The organism is Micromonospora sp. NPDC047762 (assembly GCF_043204655.1).
Classification (GTDB): Bacteria; Actinomycetota; Actinomycetes; order Mycobacteriales; family Micromonosporaceae; genus Micromonospora.
This window is the reverse complement of record NZ_JBIDCQ010000012.1, coordinates 621-18580: the sequence shown is the minus strand read 5'-3', so window position 1 is coordinate 18580 and position 17960 is coordinate 621. Positions and strand designations below refer to the sequence as shown.

General features: G+C 71.8%; 15 protein-coding genes. 6 read left to right on the top strand and 9 right to left on the bottom strand.

Annotated features, from left to right (window positions below; genetic code table 11):
- The first annotated feature begins 26 nt into the window (after positions 1-26).
- Together ACGF3C_RS29460 and ACGF3C_RS29455 are read left to right on the top strand one after the other, a co-directional pair.
- On the top strand, positions 27-1520 hold the full coding sequence (locus ACGF3C_RS29460; RefSeq protein WP_393226948.1) for an MFS transporter: 1494 nt from the start codon (positions 27-29) through the stop codon (positions 1518-1520).
- A 111-nt stretch (positions 1521-1631) separates the two neighbouring features.
- Positions 1632-2423, top strand: coding sequence for a maleylpyruvate isomerase family mycothiol-dependent enzyme (locus tag ACGF3C_RS29455; protein WP_393226946.1), 792 nt, complete (start codon positions 1632-1634; stop codon positions 2421-2423).
- Positions 2424-2465: 42 nt separating this feature from the next.
- Here ACGF3C_RS29455 and ACGF3C_RS29450 read toward each other — a convergent pair whose 3' ends face one another.
- The 3 genes from ACGF3C_RS29450 to ACGF3C_RS29440 form a co-directional block, all read right to left on the bottom strand.
- A complete protein-coding gene (locus ACGF3C_RS29450) occupies positions 2466-3665 on the bottom strand; it encodes an RtcB family protein (protein ID WP_393226944.1) in 1200 nt (399 codons plus the stop codon).
- Positions 3666-3793: 128 nt separating this feature from the next.
- The gene (locus ACGF3C_RS29445; protein WP_357233995.1) at positions 3794-3919 is read right to left on the bottom strand and encodes a hypothetical protein; all 126 of its coding nucleotides are present in this window, start codon (positions 3917-3919) and stop codon (positions 3794-3796) included.
- Positions 3920-4002: 83 nt separating this feature from the next.
- The gene (locus ACGF3C_RS29440; protein ID WP_393226942.1) at positions 4003-6000 is read right to left on the bottom strand and encodes a GTP-binding protein; all 1998 of its coding nucleotides are present in this window, start codon (positions 5998-6000) and stop codon (positions 4003-4005) included.
- A 281-nt stretch (positions 6001-6281) separates the two neighbouring features.
- Here ACGF3C_RS29440 and ACGF3C_RS29435 point away from each other — a divergent pair, with 281 nt between their 5' ends.
- Positions 6282-6461, top strand: coding sequence for a hypothetical protein (locus ACGF3C_RS29435; protein WP_357234001.1), 180 nt, complete (start codon positions 6282-6284; stop codon positions 6459-6461).
- Here ACGF3C_RS29435 and ACGF3C_RS29430 read toward each other — a convergent pair.
- Positions 6456-7763, bottom strand: coding sequence for an RICIN domain-containing protein (locus ACGF3C_RS29430; protein ID WP_393226940.1), 1308 nt, complete (start codon positions 7761-7763; stop codon positions 6456-6458). The genes ACGF3C_RS29435 and ACGF3C_RS29430 overlap by 6 nt on opposite strands.
- A 157-nt stretch (positions 7764-7920) precedes the next feature.
- Between ACGF3C_RS29430 and ACGF3C_RS29425 the strand changes: the two genes are divergently transcribed.
- Positions 7921-9108: a spore photoproduct lyase family protein gene (locus ACGF3C_RS29425; protein ID WP_357234293.1), complete on the top strand. Its 1188-nt coding sequence runs from the start codon at positions 7921-7923 to the stop codon at positions 9106-9108.
- A 2-nt stretch (positions 9109-9110) separates the two neighbouring features.
- Here the strand turns inward: ACGF3C_RS29425 and ACGF3C_RS29420 are convergent, their stop codons facing one another.
- Positions 9111-9953, bottom strand: a complete 843-nt coding sequence (locus ACGF3C_RS29420; RefSeq protein WP_393226938.1) for a M15 family metallopeptidase — start codon at positions 9951-9953, stop codon at positions 9111-9113.
- Between the two features lie 239 nt (positions 9954-10192).
- Between ACGF3C_RS29420 and ACGF3C_RS29415 the strand changes: the two genes are divergently transcribed.
- Positions 10193-11230, top strand: coding sequence for a LacI family DNA-binding transcriptional regulator (locus ACGF3C_RS29415; protein ID WP_350864793.1), 1038 nt, complete (start codon positions 10193-10195; stop codon positions 11228-11230).
- A gap of 135 nt (positions 11231-11365) precedes the next feature.
- On the opposite strand, the gene ACGF3C_RS29410 is transcribed toward ACGF3C_RS29415, so the two are convergent.
- The 3 genes from ACGF3C_RS29410 to ACGF3C_RS29400 all read right to left on the bottom strand — a co-directional run bounded on the left by ACGF3C_RS29410 (position 11366) and on the right by ACGF3C_RS29400 (position 14269).
- Positions 11366-12214, bottom strand: coding sequence for a peptidylprolyl isomerase (locus ACGF3C_RS29410; RefSeq protein WP_393226936.1), 849 nt, complete (start codon positions 12212-12214; stop codon positions 11366-11368).
- 70 nt (positions 12215-12284) lie between these two features.
- Positions 12285-13493 (bottom strand): D-alanyl-D-alanine carboxypeptidase family protein, encoded by a 1209-nt coding sequence (locus tag ACGF3C_RS29405; protein WP_393226934.1) that lies wholly within the window; start codon positions 13491-13493, stop codon positions 12285-12287.
- A 47-nt stretch (positions 13494-13540) separates the two neighbouring features.
- On the bottom strand, positions 13541-14269 hold the full coding sequence (locus ACGF3C_RS29400) for a MerR family transcriptional regulator (RefSeq protein WP_393226932.1): 729 nt from the start codon (positions 14267-14269) through the stop codon (positions 13541-13543).
- 166 nt (positions 14270-14435) lie between these two features.
- Here ACGF3C_RS29400 and ACGF3C_RS29395 point away from each other — a divergent pair, with 166 nt between their 5' ends.
- Entirely contained in the window at positions 14436-16730 is a 2295-nt protein-coding gene (locus ACGF3C_RS29395; protein WP_393226930.1) for an ATP-binding cassette domain-containing protein, read from the top strand.
- A 247-nt stretch (positions 16731-16977) separates the two neighbouring features.
- Here the strand turns inward: ACGF3C_RS29395 and ACGF3C_RS29390 are convergent, their stop codons facing one another.
- On the bottom strand, positions 16978-17397 hold the full coding sequence (locus tag ACGF3C_RS29390; RefSeq protein ID WP_393226928.1) for a protein-tyrosine phosphatase family protein: 420 nt from the start codon (positions 17395-17397) through the stop codon (positions 16978-16980).
- Between the last annotated feature and the right edge of the window lie 563 nt (positions 17398-17960).

The window sequence follows — 17960 nt, the reverse complement described above, 5'->3', positions numbered from 1 at the left end:
ATATTCGCACCACGGAAGGCTTCACCATGCCCGGAACCACCTCGACCGCGCCCGGCGCGCCCAGCGCCGGGCCGTCGACTGGCGCACCGCACCCGCGGCGCTGGATCGCGCTGGCGGTCATCGCGGTCTCACAGTTGATGGTCGTCCTGGACGCCACGATCGTGAACATCGCGCTGCCGCAGGCCCAGGCCGACCTGGGGATCACCGACGCGAACCGGCAGTGGGTGATCACCGCCTACACGCTGACCTTCGGTGGTCTGCTGCTGCTCGGCGGTCGCATCGCGGACTACTGGGGGCGCAAGCGCACCTTCCTGGTCGGCATGACCGGTTTCGCGCTCGCCTCCGCCCTGGGCGGACTGGCCACCACCGGTGAGATGCTCTTCGCCGCCCGCGCGTTGCAGGGCGCCTTCGGCGCGCTGCTCGCCCCGGCCGCGCTGGCGCTGCTCACCGTCCTGTTCACCGAGGCCACCGAGCGGGCCAAGGCCTTCGCGGTGTACGGCGCGATCGCCGGCGGCGGGTCGGCGGTCGGCCTGCTGCTCGGCGGTGTGCTCACCGAGTACGCCGACTGGCGCTGGTGCCTGCTGGTCAACATCCCGGTCGCCGCCATCGCCATCGCGTTCGCGCTGCCACTGGTACCGGAGAGCCGGGCCCACGGCAACACCCGCTACGACGTACCCGGTGCGATCCTGGTGACCGCCGGCCTGGTCTCCCTGGTCTACGGCTTCACCAAGGCCGCCGAGGACGGCTGGGACGCCACCGCGACGCTCGCTTTCATCGCCGCGGGCGTGGTGCTGCTCGCCGCCTTCGTGGTGGTCGAGCTGCGCTCCAGCCACCCGCTGCTGCCACTGCGGATCGTGCTGGACCGTAACCGGGGTGGGGCGTTCCTCACCTCGACGCTGATCGGCGCCGGCCTGTTCGGGGCGTTCCTCTTCCTGACCTTCTACTTCCAGGTGGTGTTGCAGTACAAGCCCCTCGAAGCCGGTCTCGCATCCCTGCCGGTCACCGCCGGTGTGCTGATCGCCGCGGGTGGCGCCAGCCAGCTGATGCCCCGGTTGGGTGCCAAGCCGCTGATGGTCGCCGGTTCGGTGCTCGCCGCCCTGGGCATGCTGGTGCTGACCCAGATCGACGTGGACACCTCGTTCCTCACCCACCTGCTGCCCGCGCAGGTCGTCCTGGGCCTGGGGCTGGGCTTCACCTTCGTCCCGCTGTCCAGCCTCGCCCTGGTCGGGGTGCCGGAGCACGACGCCGGGGCGGCCAGCGCGACGCTCAACGCCACCCAGCAGATCGGTGGCTCGCTCGGCACCGCGCTGCTGAACACCTTCTACACCAGCGCGGTCGCCGCCTATCTGGTCGGCCGGGCGCCGAACCCGGTCAACCAGGTCGAGGCGCTGGTGCACGGCTACCGGGTGGCCTTCGCCTGGGGCGCGGCGCTGATCGTGCTCGCCGGACTGGCCACCCTGGTCCTGGTGAAGGTCCGCAAGGAGGACATCCCGACCGGCAACACAGTGCACATGGGCTGAGCCTGACCGACGTGGCCGCCGGCCGGAACGCGCCCGACACGGGGCGGGCCGGCCGGCGGCCACGTCCGGTAGCGTCCGGACCATCGTCGAAAAATCCGTTTGAGGAGATCCATGTCGACCCCTGCTGACCAGATCATCACCGCTCTGCGCGCGGGCCACGAGGAGCTCGCCGCGCTCGTACGGGACCTCAAGGAGGACGACCTGCTGCGTCCGTCGGGGGCCAGCGAGTGGCAGGTCTCCCAGGTGCTGAGCCACCTGGGCAGCGGCGCCGAGATCAACCTGGCGACGCTGGACGCCGCCCGTTCCGGCGCGCCCGGCCCGGACGGGGACTTCAACCGTGGCGTCTGGGCGCGCTGGGACGCGATGTCCCCGGCCGAGCACGCCGCCGGGTTCCTCGCCACCAACGAACGGCTGGTCGAGGCGTACGAGGCGCTGGACGCCGAGACCCGGGCCTCGATGCGGATCGACCTCGGCTTCCTGCCGGAACCGGTCGACGTGGCCACCGCGGCCCGCTTCCGGCTCAGCGAGTTCGCCCTGCACCAGTGGGACGCCGAGGTGGCGTTCAACGCGTTCGCGGCGGTGACGCCGGGGGCGGTGGCGCTGCTGCTCGACCAGATCGGCGGCATGCTGGCCTGGACCAGCCGGCCGCAGGAGCTGGCCGGCCGGGAGGCCACGGTGCTGGTCCGGCTGCACGCGCCCGAGCGGACGTTCGGGCTGCGGCTGGGCGAGAAGATCGAGATCGTCGACGCGCCGGAGCGCCCCGACGGGGAACTGGTGGCCCCGGCCGAGGCGTGGCTGCGGCTGGCCACCGGACGGCTGGGCGCTCAGCACACCCCCGACGGGGTGCAGGTGACCGGCCCGGTGACCCTCGACGACCTGCGCCGGGTCTTCGTCGGCTTCTGACCAGCGGCCGTGCGGGCCGGTCTCCCCGGCCCGCACGGCACGTCAGCCCTTCACGCAGACCACCTGCTTGAGGTGCGCGACCACCTCGACCAGGTCCTCCTGCTGGGCCATCACCTCGGTGATGTCCTTGTACGCGCCGGGGATCTCGTCGACCACCCCGGCGTCCTTGCGGCACTCCACCCCGGCGGTCTGCGCGGCCAGGTCCTCCGTGCTGAACGTCCGCTTGGCCTGCGCCCGAGACATCCGACGCCCCGCCCCGTGCGACGCCGAGCAGTATGCGTCCGGGTTCCCCCGCCCCCGCACGATGTACGACCCGGTGCCCATCGACCCGGGGATGATGCCCAGGTCACCCCGGCCGGCCCGGATGGCGCCCTTGCGGGTCACCAGCACGTCCACCCCGTCGTAGCTCTCCTCCGAGACGTAGTTGTGGTGGCAGCTGATGGGCTCGTCGTAGCCGACCTGCGGGAAGTGCTCACGCACCACACCGCAGAGCAGGGCCAGCATGACCGCCCGGTTCCGCCGCGCGTACTCCTGCGCCCACCAGAGATCCCGCCGGTACGCGTCCATCTCCGGCGTCCCGGCGAGGAACACGGCCAGGTCCCGGTCCGGAAGGTCGACGTTGTGCGGCAGCCTTCGGGCCACCCCGATGTGCCGCTCGGCCAGCTCCTTGCCGATGTTGCGGGACCCGGAGTGCAGCATCAGCCAGACCCGCCCCTCGTCGGCGCCGCCCTGCTCCAGGCAGACCTCGATGAAGTGGTTGCCCCCGCCGAGGGTGCCGATCTGCCGCTGCGCCCGCGTCTCCAGCTGCGCCACCCGCCGGTCCAGGCCGGAGAACCGACCCCAGAAGTCGTCCCAGCCGGCCTGCTCCAGGCCCCGGATCCGACGGGTGTCGACCGAGTCCGTGCGCTGAGCGAAGCCGACCGGGATGGTGGCCTCGATCGCGGAGCGCAGCCCGGCCAGGTCGTCCGGCAGGTCGGCGGCGGTCAGCGAGGTACGCACCGCGGACATCCCGCAGCCGATGTCGACGCCGACCGCGGCCGGCGAGACGGCCTGCCGCATCGCGATCACCGATCCGACCGTGGCGCCCTTGCCGAAGTGCACGTCGGGCATGACGGCGACACCCTGCACCCACTGCAGCGCGCCGATGTTGCGCAGCTGCCTGGCGGCCTGCGGCTCGATGGCGTACGGGTCGGTCCAGACCCGGACCGGTGCCCGGGTACCGGCGAGGGGGGTGAATCCCATAGTGGTCTCCTTCTGTCGTGCGGTGACCGTTAATGATCATATTTGGCGGCCAGCGGCGGTGCGCGGATACGAAAGGGCCGCCCGATCCCAGTGGGGATGGGCGGCCGGCGGACGCGTCAGTGTCGGCGTCAGTCGCGCCACCCCGGCTCGTGACGCCGCGCTGGGCGGTAGGCACGGGCATTGGCGGTGAGCTGCAAAGGGGTGCCGGCGGGGAGCAGACACCAGCGGGCGTCGGTGCGGACGCGTCGCGACATGGCGTACTCCCTCCGGGTTGCTCGGTTGACGGTGCACCGACGACAGTAGGAGGGCTGCGACGCGTCCGCAATGGATATCGTCGCTACCGGCCGCTGACCCGGCGCGCGACCGCCAGCAGATACTCCTTGCGATCCAGCGGATTGTTGTCCCAGCGGGCCCGGACGGGGGCGGGGCCACGCACCGGCCGGTAGCAGCCGAACTCGGTCTCCAGCACGCCCTCCCCCCGGGTCAGCGCAGGCAGGCGACGCTCCAACGCGTGCACCAGACCGGCCGGGATCTCACCCTGCACCAGGTAGGACGCGCCCTGCCCGGTGGCCTCGGTCGGCACCGCGTCCAGCCGGGTGAGCGCGGGCAGCAGCGTGCCGAGGACGTCACCCGGCACCTCCAGCCGGAAGCGGTGTACCGGCTCGTGGACGCGGGTGCCGGCACGAGCGAGTGCGGCCATCAGCACCAACGGGGTGAGACTGCGGAAGTCCCCCGCCGTGCTGGACATGCTCTTGTCGAAGGTCCCGTGGGAATGGCTCTGCCGCGCCCAGTAACCGGCGTGAGTCATCGTCACCTCGCAGTCGGGGACCTCCCACCCGTGAAGGCCCTGGCGCAGGGTTCGGCGCACGGTCTCCTCCACGGCGGTGAAGAAGGCCGGTGGCATCGACCCCAACTCGACGCCGAGCCGAAACGTCACGCCGGCACCGGTCGGCGCCGGCGCGATCCGCAGCCCGACGGTGGCCAGGAACGGGTTGGGCGCCACCGCGATCACCTCCACCGCCCCAGCGACGCCGCACACCCGCTCCACGTGCACCGTGCTGGTTTCCCGGAACGTCACCCCCAGGCCGAAGTCGTCGGCAAGGGTGGCCTGGATGACCTCCTTCTGCACCTCGCCGTAGAGCGACACGGCGATCTCGTGCTGCCGGTCGTCCTGCCGCAGGTTGATGAGCGGGTCCTGCTCAGCGAGCTGGATCAGCGCGGCGTGCAGCGCGACCCGGTCTGCGGGGCGCGTCGGCACCACCACGGTCTCCAGGCTGGGTGGCGCGAAGTGGCGGTCGGTGCCGGCACGTTCGGGTGGTACGCCCACCGGGTCGCCGATCCGAGCGCGCCTGAGGCCCCACAACCGGGCGATGTGACCGGCTTCGACCGCCGATGCCACCACGTCGGCCCCATGGGCGACGACTCGTACGGCAGTGACCAGTTCAGCGTCGACAGCGCCGACGCGGACCCGGTCGCGAATCCGGATCGTGCCGGCGAAGAGCCGGACCACTGCGATCTTCTCTCCGGCTGGACCCCGTTCGATGGCGAACACGGTGCCGGAGACCGGGGCGTCGGCGTCACCCTGGACGGTGGGCAACAGCTCGGTGATCCCGGCGATCAGCGCGTGCACCCCGGCACCTGTGATCGCCGAGCCGGCGTACACGGGCTGCACCAGCGCGCGGCCGGTCCGCGTCGCCAACGCAGCGCGTAGCCGTGAGTACGGCAGCGAGGACGTGTCCGCCACCCAGTCGGCGAGCAGCACGTCGTCCTGGCTGGTGAGCAGGTTGAGCAGCCGGTCGCTGAAGGCGAGGTCGGTGGGCCCGTACGTCGTCCAGTGGGCGCTGCGGGTCCCCGGCATCGCCACCGCGCCCATCGCCAGGACGCTCGGCGTGAGCTTCTCGGCGACCGCCTGGAAGACCCGGTCGGGGTCTGCCCCGGCCCGGTCGACCTTGTTGATGAAGATCAGCGTCGGGATGCGCAGCCGGCGCAGAGTTCGCATCAGCACCCGGGTCTGCGGCTGCACGCCCTCCACCGCGGAGATCACCAGCACCGCGCCGTCGAGCACACCAAGCACCCGCTCGACCTCGGCGATGAAGTCCGGGTGACCGGGCGTGTCGATCAGGTTGACGGTCACGTCGTCCAGCACGAAGGAGACGACAGCCGAGCGGATGGTGATGCCGCGTTGCCGTTCCAGTGCCAGGGTGTCGGTCCGGGTGCTGCCCGCGTCGACCCGGCCGAGCTGGTCGGTCACACCGACGTCGTGCAACAGCCGCTCGGTCAGGCTGGTCTTACCGGCATCGACGTGAGCCAGGATGCCGAGGTTCAGGGTTTTCACGCAGCGTCAGGTCCTTCAGGTGGGAGACAGATCCCTTCTGGTCGGACATCGACGCAGCGCGCATTGGTGCTCCCTGGAGGTTGGTAGCGGTTTCGGGTAGTTCAGCAGGCCTTCGTCGGGTCGGGCAACCGAATAACCGGCGCTCTCACACCCCGTCTGCGGTCGGAGGAGACCTTGCGGGCGTTGGCCAAGCTGGAGCAGTCGTTGCCGTCCCGGCTGCGGCACCGGGTGGACGCTGGCCACAGCCCGCCCGGGTACGCCTGCACGCGTCGGCCGAGGTGATGGCGCAACGGATCCCCACCACTGCGGGTCTGTTGGAGTCGATCGACGAGCGGACCTGCCTGCTGCACACCGGCGGCGAGTCGCTGGAGAACCTCGCCGCCCGGTTCACACGCGCCGCCGGGTCCGCGCCGGGGCGAGTCGCGGTTCACCCCGGCGCGGACGTGGCGGTGGGGCTATGACTGCGGCACCAGTCGGAAGGACTGCGCCGCGGTGCCGTTGCAGGCGTACTGGATGAGCTGGACGCTGTCCGCCGTGGATGCGCCCGGCACGTCGAGACACTTGCCGCTGGAGCGGTTGACCAGGCGGTAGTAGCCGCCGCCCTCGGGCTCGGCCCGCCACTGCTGGTTGTTGCCGCCGCTGTAGGACCACAGCTGGATGGGTGCGGAGTCGGCTGTCGACCGGTCGGTCACGTCGAGCACCTGGGCGCTGTTGTTGCGGTTGTTGACCCGCAGGTACCCGCCGCTGGTCGGCACGAACTGGTACTGCTGCGCGGTGCTGCTGTTGCACGCGTACTGCTGGATGGCCGTGCCGTTCGCGCTGGCCGCGGCCCGCGCGTCCACGCACTTGCCGTTGCCCCGGTTGACAACCGTGTGCCAGGCGGTCGGCGAGATGCCGTCGGCGGGCGGGGGCGTGGTCGGCGGGACGGTGCCGACGCCGGCCAGCCAGTGCAGCCCGTCGATCAGCAGCTGGTTCTGCTGCGCGCTGTCGAAGGTGGACGACAGCCCGGTGTTGGTGCTGTAGTTCATCGCGTTGTGACCGAAGTTGGCATAGAGCATCTTGTACTGCCGGTTGCTCCAGACGAGCGGGTAGTAGCCGCCGTACCAGGACTGGTTGGGGTCCGTGCCGACCGGGAAGCTGGACGGGTCGACCGAGGCGAGGATGTCGATGTTGGGGTTCTGCCGCAGGTCGTTGCTCCAGGAGTACCACTCGCTGATCGATGACGGGAACGTCGCCGGGAGGTTCCGGGTGGCGGCGTGGGTGCGGTTGTCGGCGCGCATCGTGACCCGGGTGGGTCCCCAGGTGTTCGTCTGGAACGAGCCGGTGCCGAGGAAGGTGTTGTAGTACCAGCTCCAGCTCGACGGGTTGTCGGTCCACGCGCTGACGTGGAAGCCCAGCCACGCACCGCCGTTCTGCATGTACTGCTGGAACGCGGCCCGCTGCGCGGTGGGCGGCGCGTCGTCCAGGAACATGACGACCTTGTACTGGGCCAGGTTGGAGGTGTTCAGCAGGCTCCAGTTGTTGGTGGCCTCCCAGGAGAAACCGTGCTGGGCGGCGGCCTGCGGGAACCAGGCCCGGGCGTCCTTGACGAAGTCGATGTGCGCGGCGTCCCAGGTGCCGTTGTAGAAGGCCAGGACCTTGAACGTCGGCGCGGCCTGCGCGCTTCGCGAGGCGCTGACAGCGACACCGGCGGTCAGCGCGACGACCAGGGCGACGAACAACGACAGGATTCGTCTGGTACGGGAGGAGAGTTCTGCGATCACCTGATCGTCCCTTCGGTGGGGACGCGCGCCGCCGCGTCGAGGTACATCTGTTCACAAGGTTTACAGATAGACGAAAGGTTATTCCTCTGACCTGATCGCGTCAATCGCCGATCGCCCGAACGGGTGGGATTCCTGCGGCAGCGGGTACCCCGGCCCGGTGACCAGCCCGGACGGCGTCGACGTCGACCAGCCGCTCGCCGTGGACGTGCCCGCCGCGCCGCACGACGCCAGTGGCGAACGCGTGCCGACCCGCGACCTCGCCGGCCTCGCGCCACCGACCCGGTCGGCGCGCCGCTGGACCCCGAGCCGGGTGGTGGCCACCCCCGCCGCGCTCGACCACCCGCACGGCCAGCGGATCGTCGAACGGGTGCGGGCACTCGGAATCGAGGTGGAACACCTGCGCGCCAACCGGCTCACCGGGGTACGCGGGCAGACCGACCGGGAAACCTACGCCCGGGCCAAGTCGACGCTGGCGATAGTGGTGAGCCCACCCTCGCGGCGCGTGCTGCAACCCATCGCGCCCAGCGCCGACTGGCGGGTCGACCTGGCCGAGGGCTGCCCGGCGCACTGCCAGTACTGCTACCTCGCCGGATCCCTGTCCGGCCCGCCGGTGACCCGGGTGTACGCCGACCTCGACGACATCCTCGCCGGGCTGGCCGCGTACGCCGGGCGCGGCACGGTGACCAGCCGCAACGCGCGGCGCGCCGACGAGGGCACCACCTTCGAGGCGTCCTGCTACACCGACCCGCTCGCCCTGGAGCACCTGACCGGCAGTTGGCGGCGCGCGGTGCAGCACTTCGCCGACTGGGACGCCCCCGTGCAACTGCGCTGGACCACCAAGTACGCCGATGTGGACACCTTCGTGGGGCTGCCGCACGCCGGTCGGACCCGGGTCCGCTTCAGCGTCAACTGCGCACCGGTGAGCGAACGGTTCGAGGGCGGCACCGCCCGGGTGCCGGACCGGTTGGCCGCGCTGCGCCGGCTCGCCCTCGACGGTTACCCGGTCGGGCTGACCATCGCGCCGATCATCGCGCTGCCGCACTGGCGGGAACGCTACGGCGAACTGCTCGACCAGGTCCGCGCGGCGGTCGACGGGGTGCCCGACCTGGACCTGACCGCCGAGCTGATCACCCACCGGTTCACGCCGGGCAGCAAGGAGGTGCTGCTCGGCTGGTACCCGCGTACCCGGCTGGAGATGGACGAGGAGTCCCGCACCCGCAAGCACGGCAAGTTCGGCGCGGTGAAGTACGTCTACCCTCGCGAGCAGATGACCGAGCTGCGCGACTGGTTCACCACCGAACTCACCGCCCGCGTGCCGGCCTGCCGGGTCCTCTACTGGACCTGACGTCAGCCGACCGAGGAGCGGGCGACCGGGGCGGCGAAGAACGTGTCCGGGTACGGCTCGTCGCTCAGGCTGTAGTGCCACCACTCACGGTCGTAGTTGACGAACCCGGCGTCGGTCATCAGCCGCTGCAACAAGCGACGGTTGTCCCGTGCCGTCCCGGTGATGCGGGGGTCGGCAGTGTGCGCCCGCGGGTCGAAACAGTCGAAGCCCGTACCCATGTCGATGCTGTTGTCGGCGAAGCGCTGCCCGCGCGGCGCGGTGCAGGCGACCAGTGGTTGCCCGACCCGGTACGGAGGTTGGCTGGCGGCGGGCTCGTCGACAAGGGTCAGGTCCAGGGTGCTGCCGCGGCTGTGCGCGGTGGGCGCGCCGATGTAACCGTCGGCGAAGAGCCGGTTCTTGGCCAGGTCCGGGTAGAACTCGGCCTTGGTCTGTTGCTCGTCGGGGCGCTTCGACCAGGCGACGAAGTCGTCCACCGCCGGTTGCGGGCGGTAGCAGTCGTACACCTTGAGGCTGTGCCCGCTGGCCAGCGCGGCGTCCTGTACGCGGCGCAGCGCCTCGGCTGCCTGCCGGGTGAGCAGGCACAGCGGCTCGCGGTAGCCGGCGATCGGTCGGCCGACGAAGTTGTGCGGTGTGGCGTAGCGGATGTCGGCGTGAATGCGCGGGTCGAGGTCGGTCAGCACCACGAACCCCGGTAGCGGGGCCGGCACGGAGGTGGACGGGGTCGGCGTGGGTGTGGGGCTCGCCGACGTCGGCTGCGGCGCGGCCGGCGCGGGGCGGGGCTCCGGCCGCGAGCAGCCGCCCAGCAACGCGGCGAGCGCGAGCACGACGGCCAGGCGGTAGCGCACGAGTCCTGTCTATCAGCCCGACCAGGGCCACCATCCCAGGATCCATCTGGTCCGCCAACCGAAAGTAACCGGAAAATCTCCGGAACTTTTCCGCAACTCAAGCGAAGCTTCGGTCGGCCTGGCATGTCGTCAACCCCCGTCGGTGAGGCAAGATGACGCGTGGAACGGGCACGCCGTTTCGGGACACACGGTGGGCGACGCCTGGTGGTCGTTCCTCCGGCTCGGTGAAGGAGACGCGGGTGGGCGCGGACGACGGACGCAGGGTGACCATCACCGCGATCGCACGGGAGGCCGGAGTCTCGGTGCCGACCGTGTCACGGGTGCTCAACGGACGCTCCGATGTGGCCCCGGACACCCGGGAGCGGGTCGAGGAGTTGTTGCGCCACCACGGCTACCGGCGTCGCACCAGCCGCAGCGTTCGCCGCGCCGGTCTCGTCGATCTGGTCTTCAACGACCTGGACAGCCCCTGGGCCGTGGAGATCATTCGCGGCGTGGAGGACGTCGGGCACGGCGCGGGTGTCGGCACCGTGGTCTCCGCGATCCACCGGCAACCCACAGCGGCCCGGCAGTGGTTGCAGAACCTGCGCACCCGGGCCACCGACGGCGTCATCTTCGTGACCTCGCATCTGAGCCCGCCACTGCACGCGCAACTGCGTCGCCTCAACGTGCCGGTGGTGGTCGTGGACCCGGCCGGCGTACCGGCCATGGACGTGCCCACGATCGGCGCCACCAACTGGGCCGGCGGGCTCGCCGCGACCGAACATCTCCTCGCCATCGGGCACCGGCGCATCGGTTTCGTGGCCGGGCCGACGCACCTGCTGTGCAGCCGGGCCCGGCTCGACGGTTACCGGGCCGGGCTGGAGGCCGCCGGGGTGCCGGTGGACGACGCGCTGATCTATCCAGGCGACTTCTACCACGCCTCCGGTTTCGCCGGCGGGACCGCGCTGCTCGACCTCGCCGACCCCCCGACCGGCATCTTCGCCTCCAGCGACCAGATGGCCTTCGGCGTCTACGAGGCCATCCGGCGGCGCGGGCTGCGCGTGCCGGACGACGTGAGCGTGGTGGGGTTCGACGACCTGCCGGAAGCCCGCTGGGCCTCACCGCCGCTGACCACCGTGCGCCAGCCGTTGGTCGAGATGGGACGGTTGGCTGCCCGGACCGTGCTGCGCCTGGCCCAGGGCGAGGGCATCGACTCGCCCCGGGTGGAACTCGCCACCGAGTTGGTCGTTCGGGACAGCACCGCCGCACCGCTGACCGGGTCGCCCGCCTCGGCGTGACGGCCTGACCTGCGTCGGAAACCGGTTGGACCGGTTCCGGTCCGTTCCCGAAAATTCCGGCGAGGCCGCGCTTGACCGGGAGCCACCCACGGTCGGCGCGGTGAGCGACCGACGGTCACCCACCGCGCCGCACGGTCAGTGGTGGTGGTGCCAGCGGACGGCCTTGCGGATGGTCACCGGCAGTGCGGGCGCGCCGTCGACCGGTGCCGGGTCCTCGGCGGTCGGTGCCACTCCCCCGGCGGCGATCCGGTCCAGCGTGGCCAGGCCCGCCCCGTCGACCTCGCCGAAGATCGTGTAGTTGGGGCGCAACGCGGAGTTGGCGTAGACCAGGAAGAACTGGCTGCCGTTGGTGTCCGGCCCGGCGTTGGCCATGGCCAGCACGCCACGGGCGTACACCCGACGCTCGCCGGTCGGGTCGGTGGGCGCGGGCGGCAGGTCGGTCGGCAACTCGTCGCGGTACCGGTAGCCCGGACCGCCCTCACCGGTACCGGACGGGTCACCGCACTGCAACACGCTCAGCGTCGGGTACGCGGTGAGCCGGTGGCACGGGGTGCGGTCGTAGAACCGCTTGCTCACCAGGTGCAGGAAGCTCTGCACCGTGCACGGCGCCGCGGCCCGGTCCAGTGTCAACCCGATGGGCCCGTGGTTGGTCGCCAGGGTCACCCGGACGCTGCCCCGGGCCGGGGTGCGTCGCGGGTCGGGCGGCAGCGGCACCGGCCGGGCCGCGGGTTCATCCGGGGTCTCGGTGTACGCGCACGGGCCGTGGGTGGTGCGCGGCGGTCGGGTGGCGGCGTCGGCAGCAACGGTCGGCGCGGCGGAGACGCGCACCGGGTCGGCCGACGGGCCCGGGTCGGCGAGCGCCGTGGCGGACGAGCCGACGACCAGCACCCCGGCGAGCACTGTCACCCCCGCGAGGCGGGTCAGGGCGCGCACCGGTCGGCGGGGTGCCGCCACTGCGGGGCGCGGTTCGAGTTCACTCGACACAGGGATCCTCCTGGACTGGTGGAGCCAGAAAGACCGGAGTCTATGGATGGCAGCGCCCGATGTCGATCCGTCAGGGCATCCGACGGCGACGCCGCCACAGCACGCCGCCCATCAACGCGACCACCGTCGCGCCGCTGACCGCCATCACCGACCAGAGCCACCCCGAGCCGGTAGCCGCGGGCCCGCTGGCCGCCGCTGGTCGGGGCGCGCCGGGTGCCGCCAGCGCGGACGGCGCCGCCGACGGGGTGGCGGTCAGCTCGCCGGGCTCGACCAGTCGACCCACGGCGGCGTCCCGCGGCAGCGTGAAGCCCCAGTCCAGGAGGGCCGCGCCCTGCTCCCAGCCGCGCACCGGTGCCGATTCGGCGCCCAGCAGGGTCACCACCAGCCGCCGCCCGCCGCGTTCCGCCGCCCCCACGTAGGTGTGCCGGGCCAGGTCGGTGAAGCCGGTCTTGCCGCCGAGCGCCCCCGGGTACCGGTAGATGAGCTGGTTCTCGTTCTGGATCTCGAAGCCCTTGGTGCGTTGCGCCGGCTGGACCGGAATCGACGCCTGCTCGGTCAGCGCGTACCGACGGAAGTTCGGCTCGGCGAAGCAGGCACGGGCGATCAGCGCCAGGTCGTACGCGCTGGTGAACTGCCCCTTGCCGTCCAGCCCGGACGGGGTGACCGCGTGCGTCTGGAGCGCGCCGAGGTGGTGGGCCTGCTCGTTCATGGCGCGTACGCCAGCGGCGCTGTCCGTTCCGCTGCCGAGTCGCGCGAGGGCGTTGGCGGCCTCGTTGCCGGAGTTGAGCAGCAACCCGAGCCAGATGGTCTCGATGGTGTACCGGCCGCCCGCGACCAGGCCCACGGCCGACGAGCCGGGTTCGATGTTCATGTCCGCGTCGGTGACTGTGACAACCTGCTTCGGGTCGAGCCTGGGCAGCATCGTGGCCGCCAGCAGGAGCTTCTGCACGCTCGCCGGTGTGCCGTACTCGTGGGGGCCGCAGCCGCCGAGCACCTGGCCGCTGTCCAGGTCGGCGACCAGCCACGACGTGGCGGTGACCCGCGGCGGCGCGGCGGCGCCGGACGGCACGACCAGGCCGGCCGTGTCCAGCGCCGCGCCGCCGATCATCCGTTGCTCGGGCACGGCGGGCGGGGGCGACGGCCGGGGTGGGCGGGACGCCGCCGGCACCGGGACCCGGGGGCAGCGCACCGTCGGCGCGGCGGACGCTCCCGTCGCACCGACCGGCACGGGAGCGAGCAGGACGGCGGACGTCGTGGCCGCCAGCAGCGCAGCTCTCATGTGCCCGACCCTAGTCAGGAGGATCGCCCGGCGGGACGGGATGCCGGTCAAGTCGCGTCGCCGCGAGCGCGCAGGTAGTCGTGCAGGGCGGCGCTGCCCCGCAGCCGACGCAGGCTGCGGGTGTGCAGCTCCTGCTCGCGGCGTCCCAGCTCGGCGCGGACCCGCTGGGCGCTGCCGGTGGTCCGCAGCTCGCCCAGCACCGCGGCGATGATCTCGAACGGGTACGCGCCCCGCCGCAGCAACGCGATGACCTGCGCCGCGCGTAGCTCCGCCTCGTCGTACACCCGGTAGTTGGTCCCCGGAGTGCGGCCCGGCCGCAGCAGCTCGCGCTCCTCCCACAGCCGCAGCTGCGAGGTCCGGACCCCGACCACTGCGGCGACCTCGCCGATGCGGGCGCCGTGGCGTGGTGCGGGTCGGGTCGCCGGCGGGCTGGCCAGCACGGTCTCGAAGGCGCCGAGCACCCGGCGAATCTCGGCGCGTTCCCGGTCCAGCTCGGCATGGCCGCCGTCGAGCGCCGCCAGGGCCGCCGGCAGGTCACCAGCGTGCACCGCGGCCATGATCTCCCGGGTACGGCTCCAACCGTGCCCCTCGGCCAACCGCCGCGCCACGGTCAGCGCCCGGGCGTGCTCGGTCGTGAAGATCCGGTAGCCGCTGGCGGTGCGGCGCACCGGCGGCAGCACCCCCAACTCGACGTAGTTGCGCACCTGCTGCACCGAGATCCCGACGGTGGCCGCCAGGTCCACGGCGCGCAGCCGATCCTGCGAGACGACGTCCACGCGAGCCACCGTACCGCTTACGACGTGATTTGAGACTTTCCCGGACGTAGCTCCGCTGCCTGCGCTCGAACTTCGTCAGAACTATCTACATGGGGATGAATGAGACAATGGAACCCGCCAGTGCCCGGCGGGGCAAAGTCCCGCCACGACTCCGTGAAGGGTTCGTATGTCGCAGCCAGCATGGTCCGCCGCCGACAGCCACGACATGATCGAGGTACGGGGGGCGCGGGAGAACAACCTCGCCGACGTCTCGGTCGACATCCCCAAACGCCGGTTGACCGTCTTCACCGGCGTCTCCGGGTCGGGCAAGTCGTCGCTGGTCTTCGGCACCATCGCCGCCGAGTCCCAGCGCATGATCAACGAGACCTACAGCGCGTTCCTCCAGTCGTTCATGCCGAACCTCAACCGGCCGGACGTCGACTCGCTCCGCAACCTCAGCGCGGCCATCGTCGTCGACCAGGAGCGGATGGGGGTCAACTCCCGCTCCACCGTCGGCACCGCCACCGACGCGTACGCGATGCTGCGGATCCTCTTCAGCCGGCTCGGCCAACCGTCCATCGGCGGCGCCGGGGCGTTCAGCTTCAACCTGCCCGAGGGCATGTGCCCCACCTGCGAAGGGCTGGGCCGGGTCTCCGACCTCGACGTCAACGAGCTGGTCGACGTCGAGCGCTCCCTCAACGACGGCGCGATCACAGTGCCCAACTTCGCTGTCGACTCCTGGTACTGGCAGACCATCGTCGGCTCCGGCCTGTTCGACCCGGACGTCAAACTCCAGGACTTCACCCCGCAACAGTGGGAGGACTTCCTGCACAAGCCGGCCACCAAGATCAAGGTGGGCAGCAACAACTGGACGTACGAAGGGCTGGCGGTCAAGGTCAAGCGGCTCCTCCTGGCCAAGGACCGCGAGTCGATGCAACCGCACATCCGCGCCTTCGTCGACCGGGCGGTCACCTTCACCAGCTGCGGCGACTGCGGCGGCACCCGACTCAACGCGGCCGCCCTGTCGTCACGGATCGCCGGGCGCAACATCGCCGACTGCTCGGCCATGCAGATCAGCGACCTGGCAGCGTTCGTCCGCACCGTCGACGACCCGGGGGCCGCGCCACTCGTCGCCAACCTCCGCGACCTGCTGGACTCCCTGGTCGAGATCGGTCTGGGCTACCTCAGCCTGGACCGCGAGTCGGCGACCCTCTCCGGCGGCGAGGCGCAACGGGTGAAAATGGTCCGGCACCTCGGCTCCAGCCTCTCCGACGTCACCTACGTCTTCGACGAACCCACCGTCGGCCTGCACCCGCACGACATCGCCCGGATGAACGACCTGCTGCTGCGGCTGCGAGACAAGGGCAACACCGTGCTGGTGGTGGAACACAAACCGGAGACCATCGCCATCGCCGACCACGTGGTCGACCTCGGCCCGGGCGCCGGCACCGACGGCGGCCGGATCTGCTTCACCGGCGACATCCCCGGCCTGCGCCGCTCCGACACGCTCACCGGCCGGCACCTGGACCACCGGGTGACAGTGCGTTCCGACGTACGCCAACCCACCGGGCAGCTCGCCATCCGCCAGGCCGACCTGCACAACCTGCACGACGTGGACGTGGACATCCCGCTCGGGGTCCTCACCGTGGTCACCGGCGTGGCCGGCTCCGGCAAGAGTTCACTGATCCACGGCTCCCTGCGCGGCCGGTCCGGGGTCGTCATCGTCGACCAGTCCCCGATCCGCGGCTCACGACGCAGCAACCCGGCCACCTACAGCGGGCTGCTCGACCCGATCCGCACCGCCTTCGCCAAGGCCAACGGGGTCAAGGCCGCGCTGTTCAGCGCCAACTCCGAGGGTGCCTGCCCGACCTGCAAGGGAATCGGCCTCATCTACACCGACCTGGCGATGATGGCCGGCGTCGCGAGCGTCTGCGAACGGTGCGAGGGACGGCGCTTCACCGACACGGTGCTCACGTACACGCTGCGCGGCAAGAACATCCACGAGGTGCTGACCATGTCCGTCACCGAGGCGTACGCGTTCTTCCCCAGCGGGGCGGCGCACCTCGTCCTCGGCCGGTTGGTCGACGTCGGGCTGGGCTACCTCAGCCTCGGCCAGCCGCTGACCACCCTGTCCGGCGGGGAGCGGCAACGACTCAAGCTCGCCATCCACCTGGCCGAGAAGACCACCACGTACGTCCTCGACGAGCCGACCACGGGTTTGCACCTGGCCGACGTCGACCAACTGCTGGCCCTGCTCGACCGGATGGTCGACGCCGGCAACACGGTGATAGTCATCGAGCACCACCAGGCGGTCATGGCACACGCCGACTGGCTCATCGACCTCGGCCCCGGCGCCGGCCATGACGGCGGCCGCATCGTCTTCACCGGCACACCGGCCGAACTGGTCGCCACCGGCGACACCCTCACCGCCAAGCACCTCCGCGAGTACGTCAACGACCCGGCGGTGATCGGCCAGGGCTGACGCCGGTACCCGCCACCGGCCGGCGCACAGCGGCGACGGGTGCCGGCACGAGCGGCTGCGGGCCGGCGGTAGTGGTCCGGCGGTAGTGGTCCGGCGGTAGTGGTCCGGCGGTAGTGGTCCGGCGGTAGTGGTCCGGCGGCGCCGGTGGATGCGGTCGGCTGGCGCGGCGTCACGGCGGCGCTCCGGCGGCGGCGCTCCGGCGGCGGCGCTCCGGCGGCGGCGCTCCGGCGGCGGCGCTCCGGCGGCGTCAGGTGACGCGGCGCAGCCAGCGCCGCTGCCAGGGGGTTTCCACCGCCTTCGGGTGGTAACCGGCCCGCACCCACGGCACCGCCCGCTCGACCGGCAGACCGTCGAGGATCGCCAGCGCGGCCAGGGCCGTCCCGGTGCGACCCAACCCACCCCGACAGGCCACCTCGACACGTTCACCGTCGTGGGCCCGTCGCAGCGCCTCCCGTAGGACGTCGAGGGCTTCGGCGCGGTCGAGCGGCACCCAGAAATCGGGCCAACGGATTCGCCGGTACGGCCAGGCGGGCTCCGGGCCAGGTGCCAGCAGCACGGCGAAGTCGGCGGGCGAGGTCGCAGCAGCGATGCGGCGACCGCGCACCGTCGCCCCACGGGGGAGTACGAGTACGCCCGACTGCTCGGACCACGACTGCGCATCAGTCACCCGGCCATTGTGCCGCGACGATCTGACAGGAGCACAGACAGCGCCGCCCTCGGCTGGTGGGCCGGGGGCGGCGCTGGTGTCGGTGTGCAGGTCGCCTCTCGGCGAGTGGCACGACGCGGCTCCAGCCGAACGGTATTCCGCGAGGGCGATATTAGGTGAGGCCCGGGGACACTGAGTCACACCGACACCCTCCACAACCAGCCCGCCACCGCCATTGTTCCCGCACCCGCCGTACCCACCCATCCGATCGCCGCCCGCCCGGCCCGCGGCCTGGCGGTCACACCCGTCGGCCGTCCCGCCGCCCCGCCCTGGTGCCGCCCGCGCCGCCGTGCCGCCCGCGCCGCCGTGGTGCCGCCCGCCCCGCCGTGGTGCCGTGGTGCCGCACCGATGGCCGCGGCCGTTCCACTCCCGCCGCACCGCCTACCGGAGCCGACCGGCTCGGCCGGGCGGGCCACACAGGCGGGCCGCACAGGCGGGCCGCACAGGCGGGCCGCACAGGCGGGCCGCACAGGCGGGCCGCACAGGCGGGCCGCACAGGCGGGCCGCACAGGCGGGCCGCACAG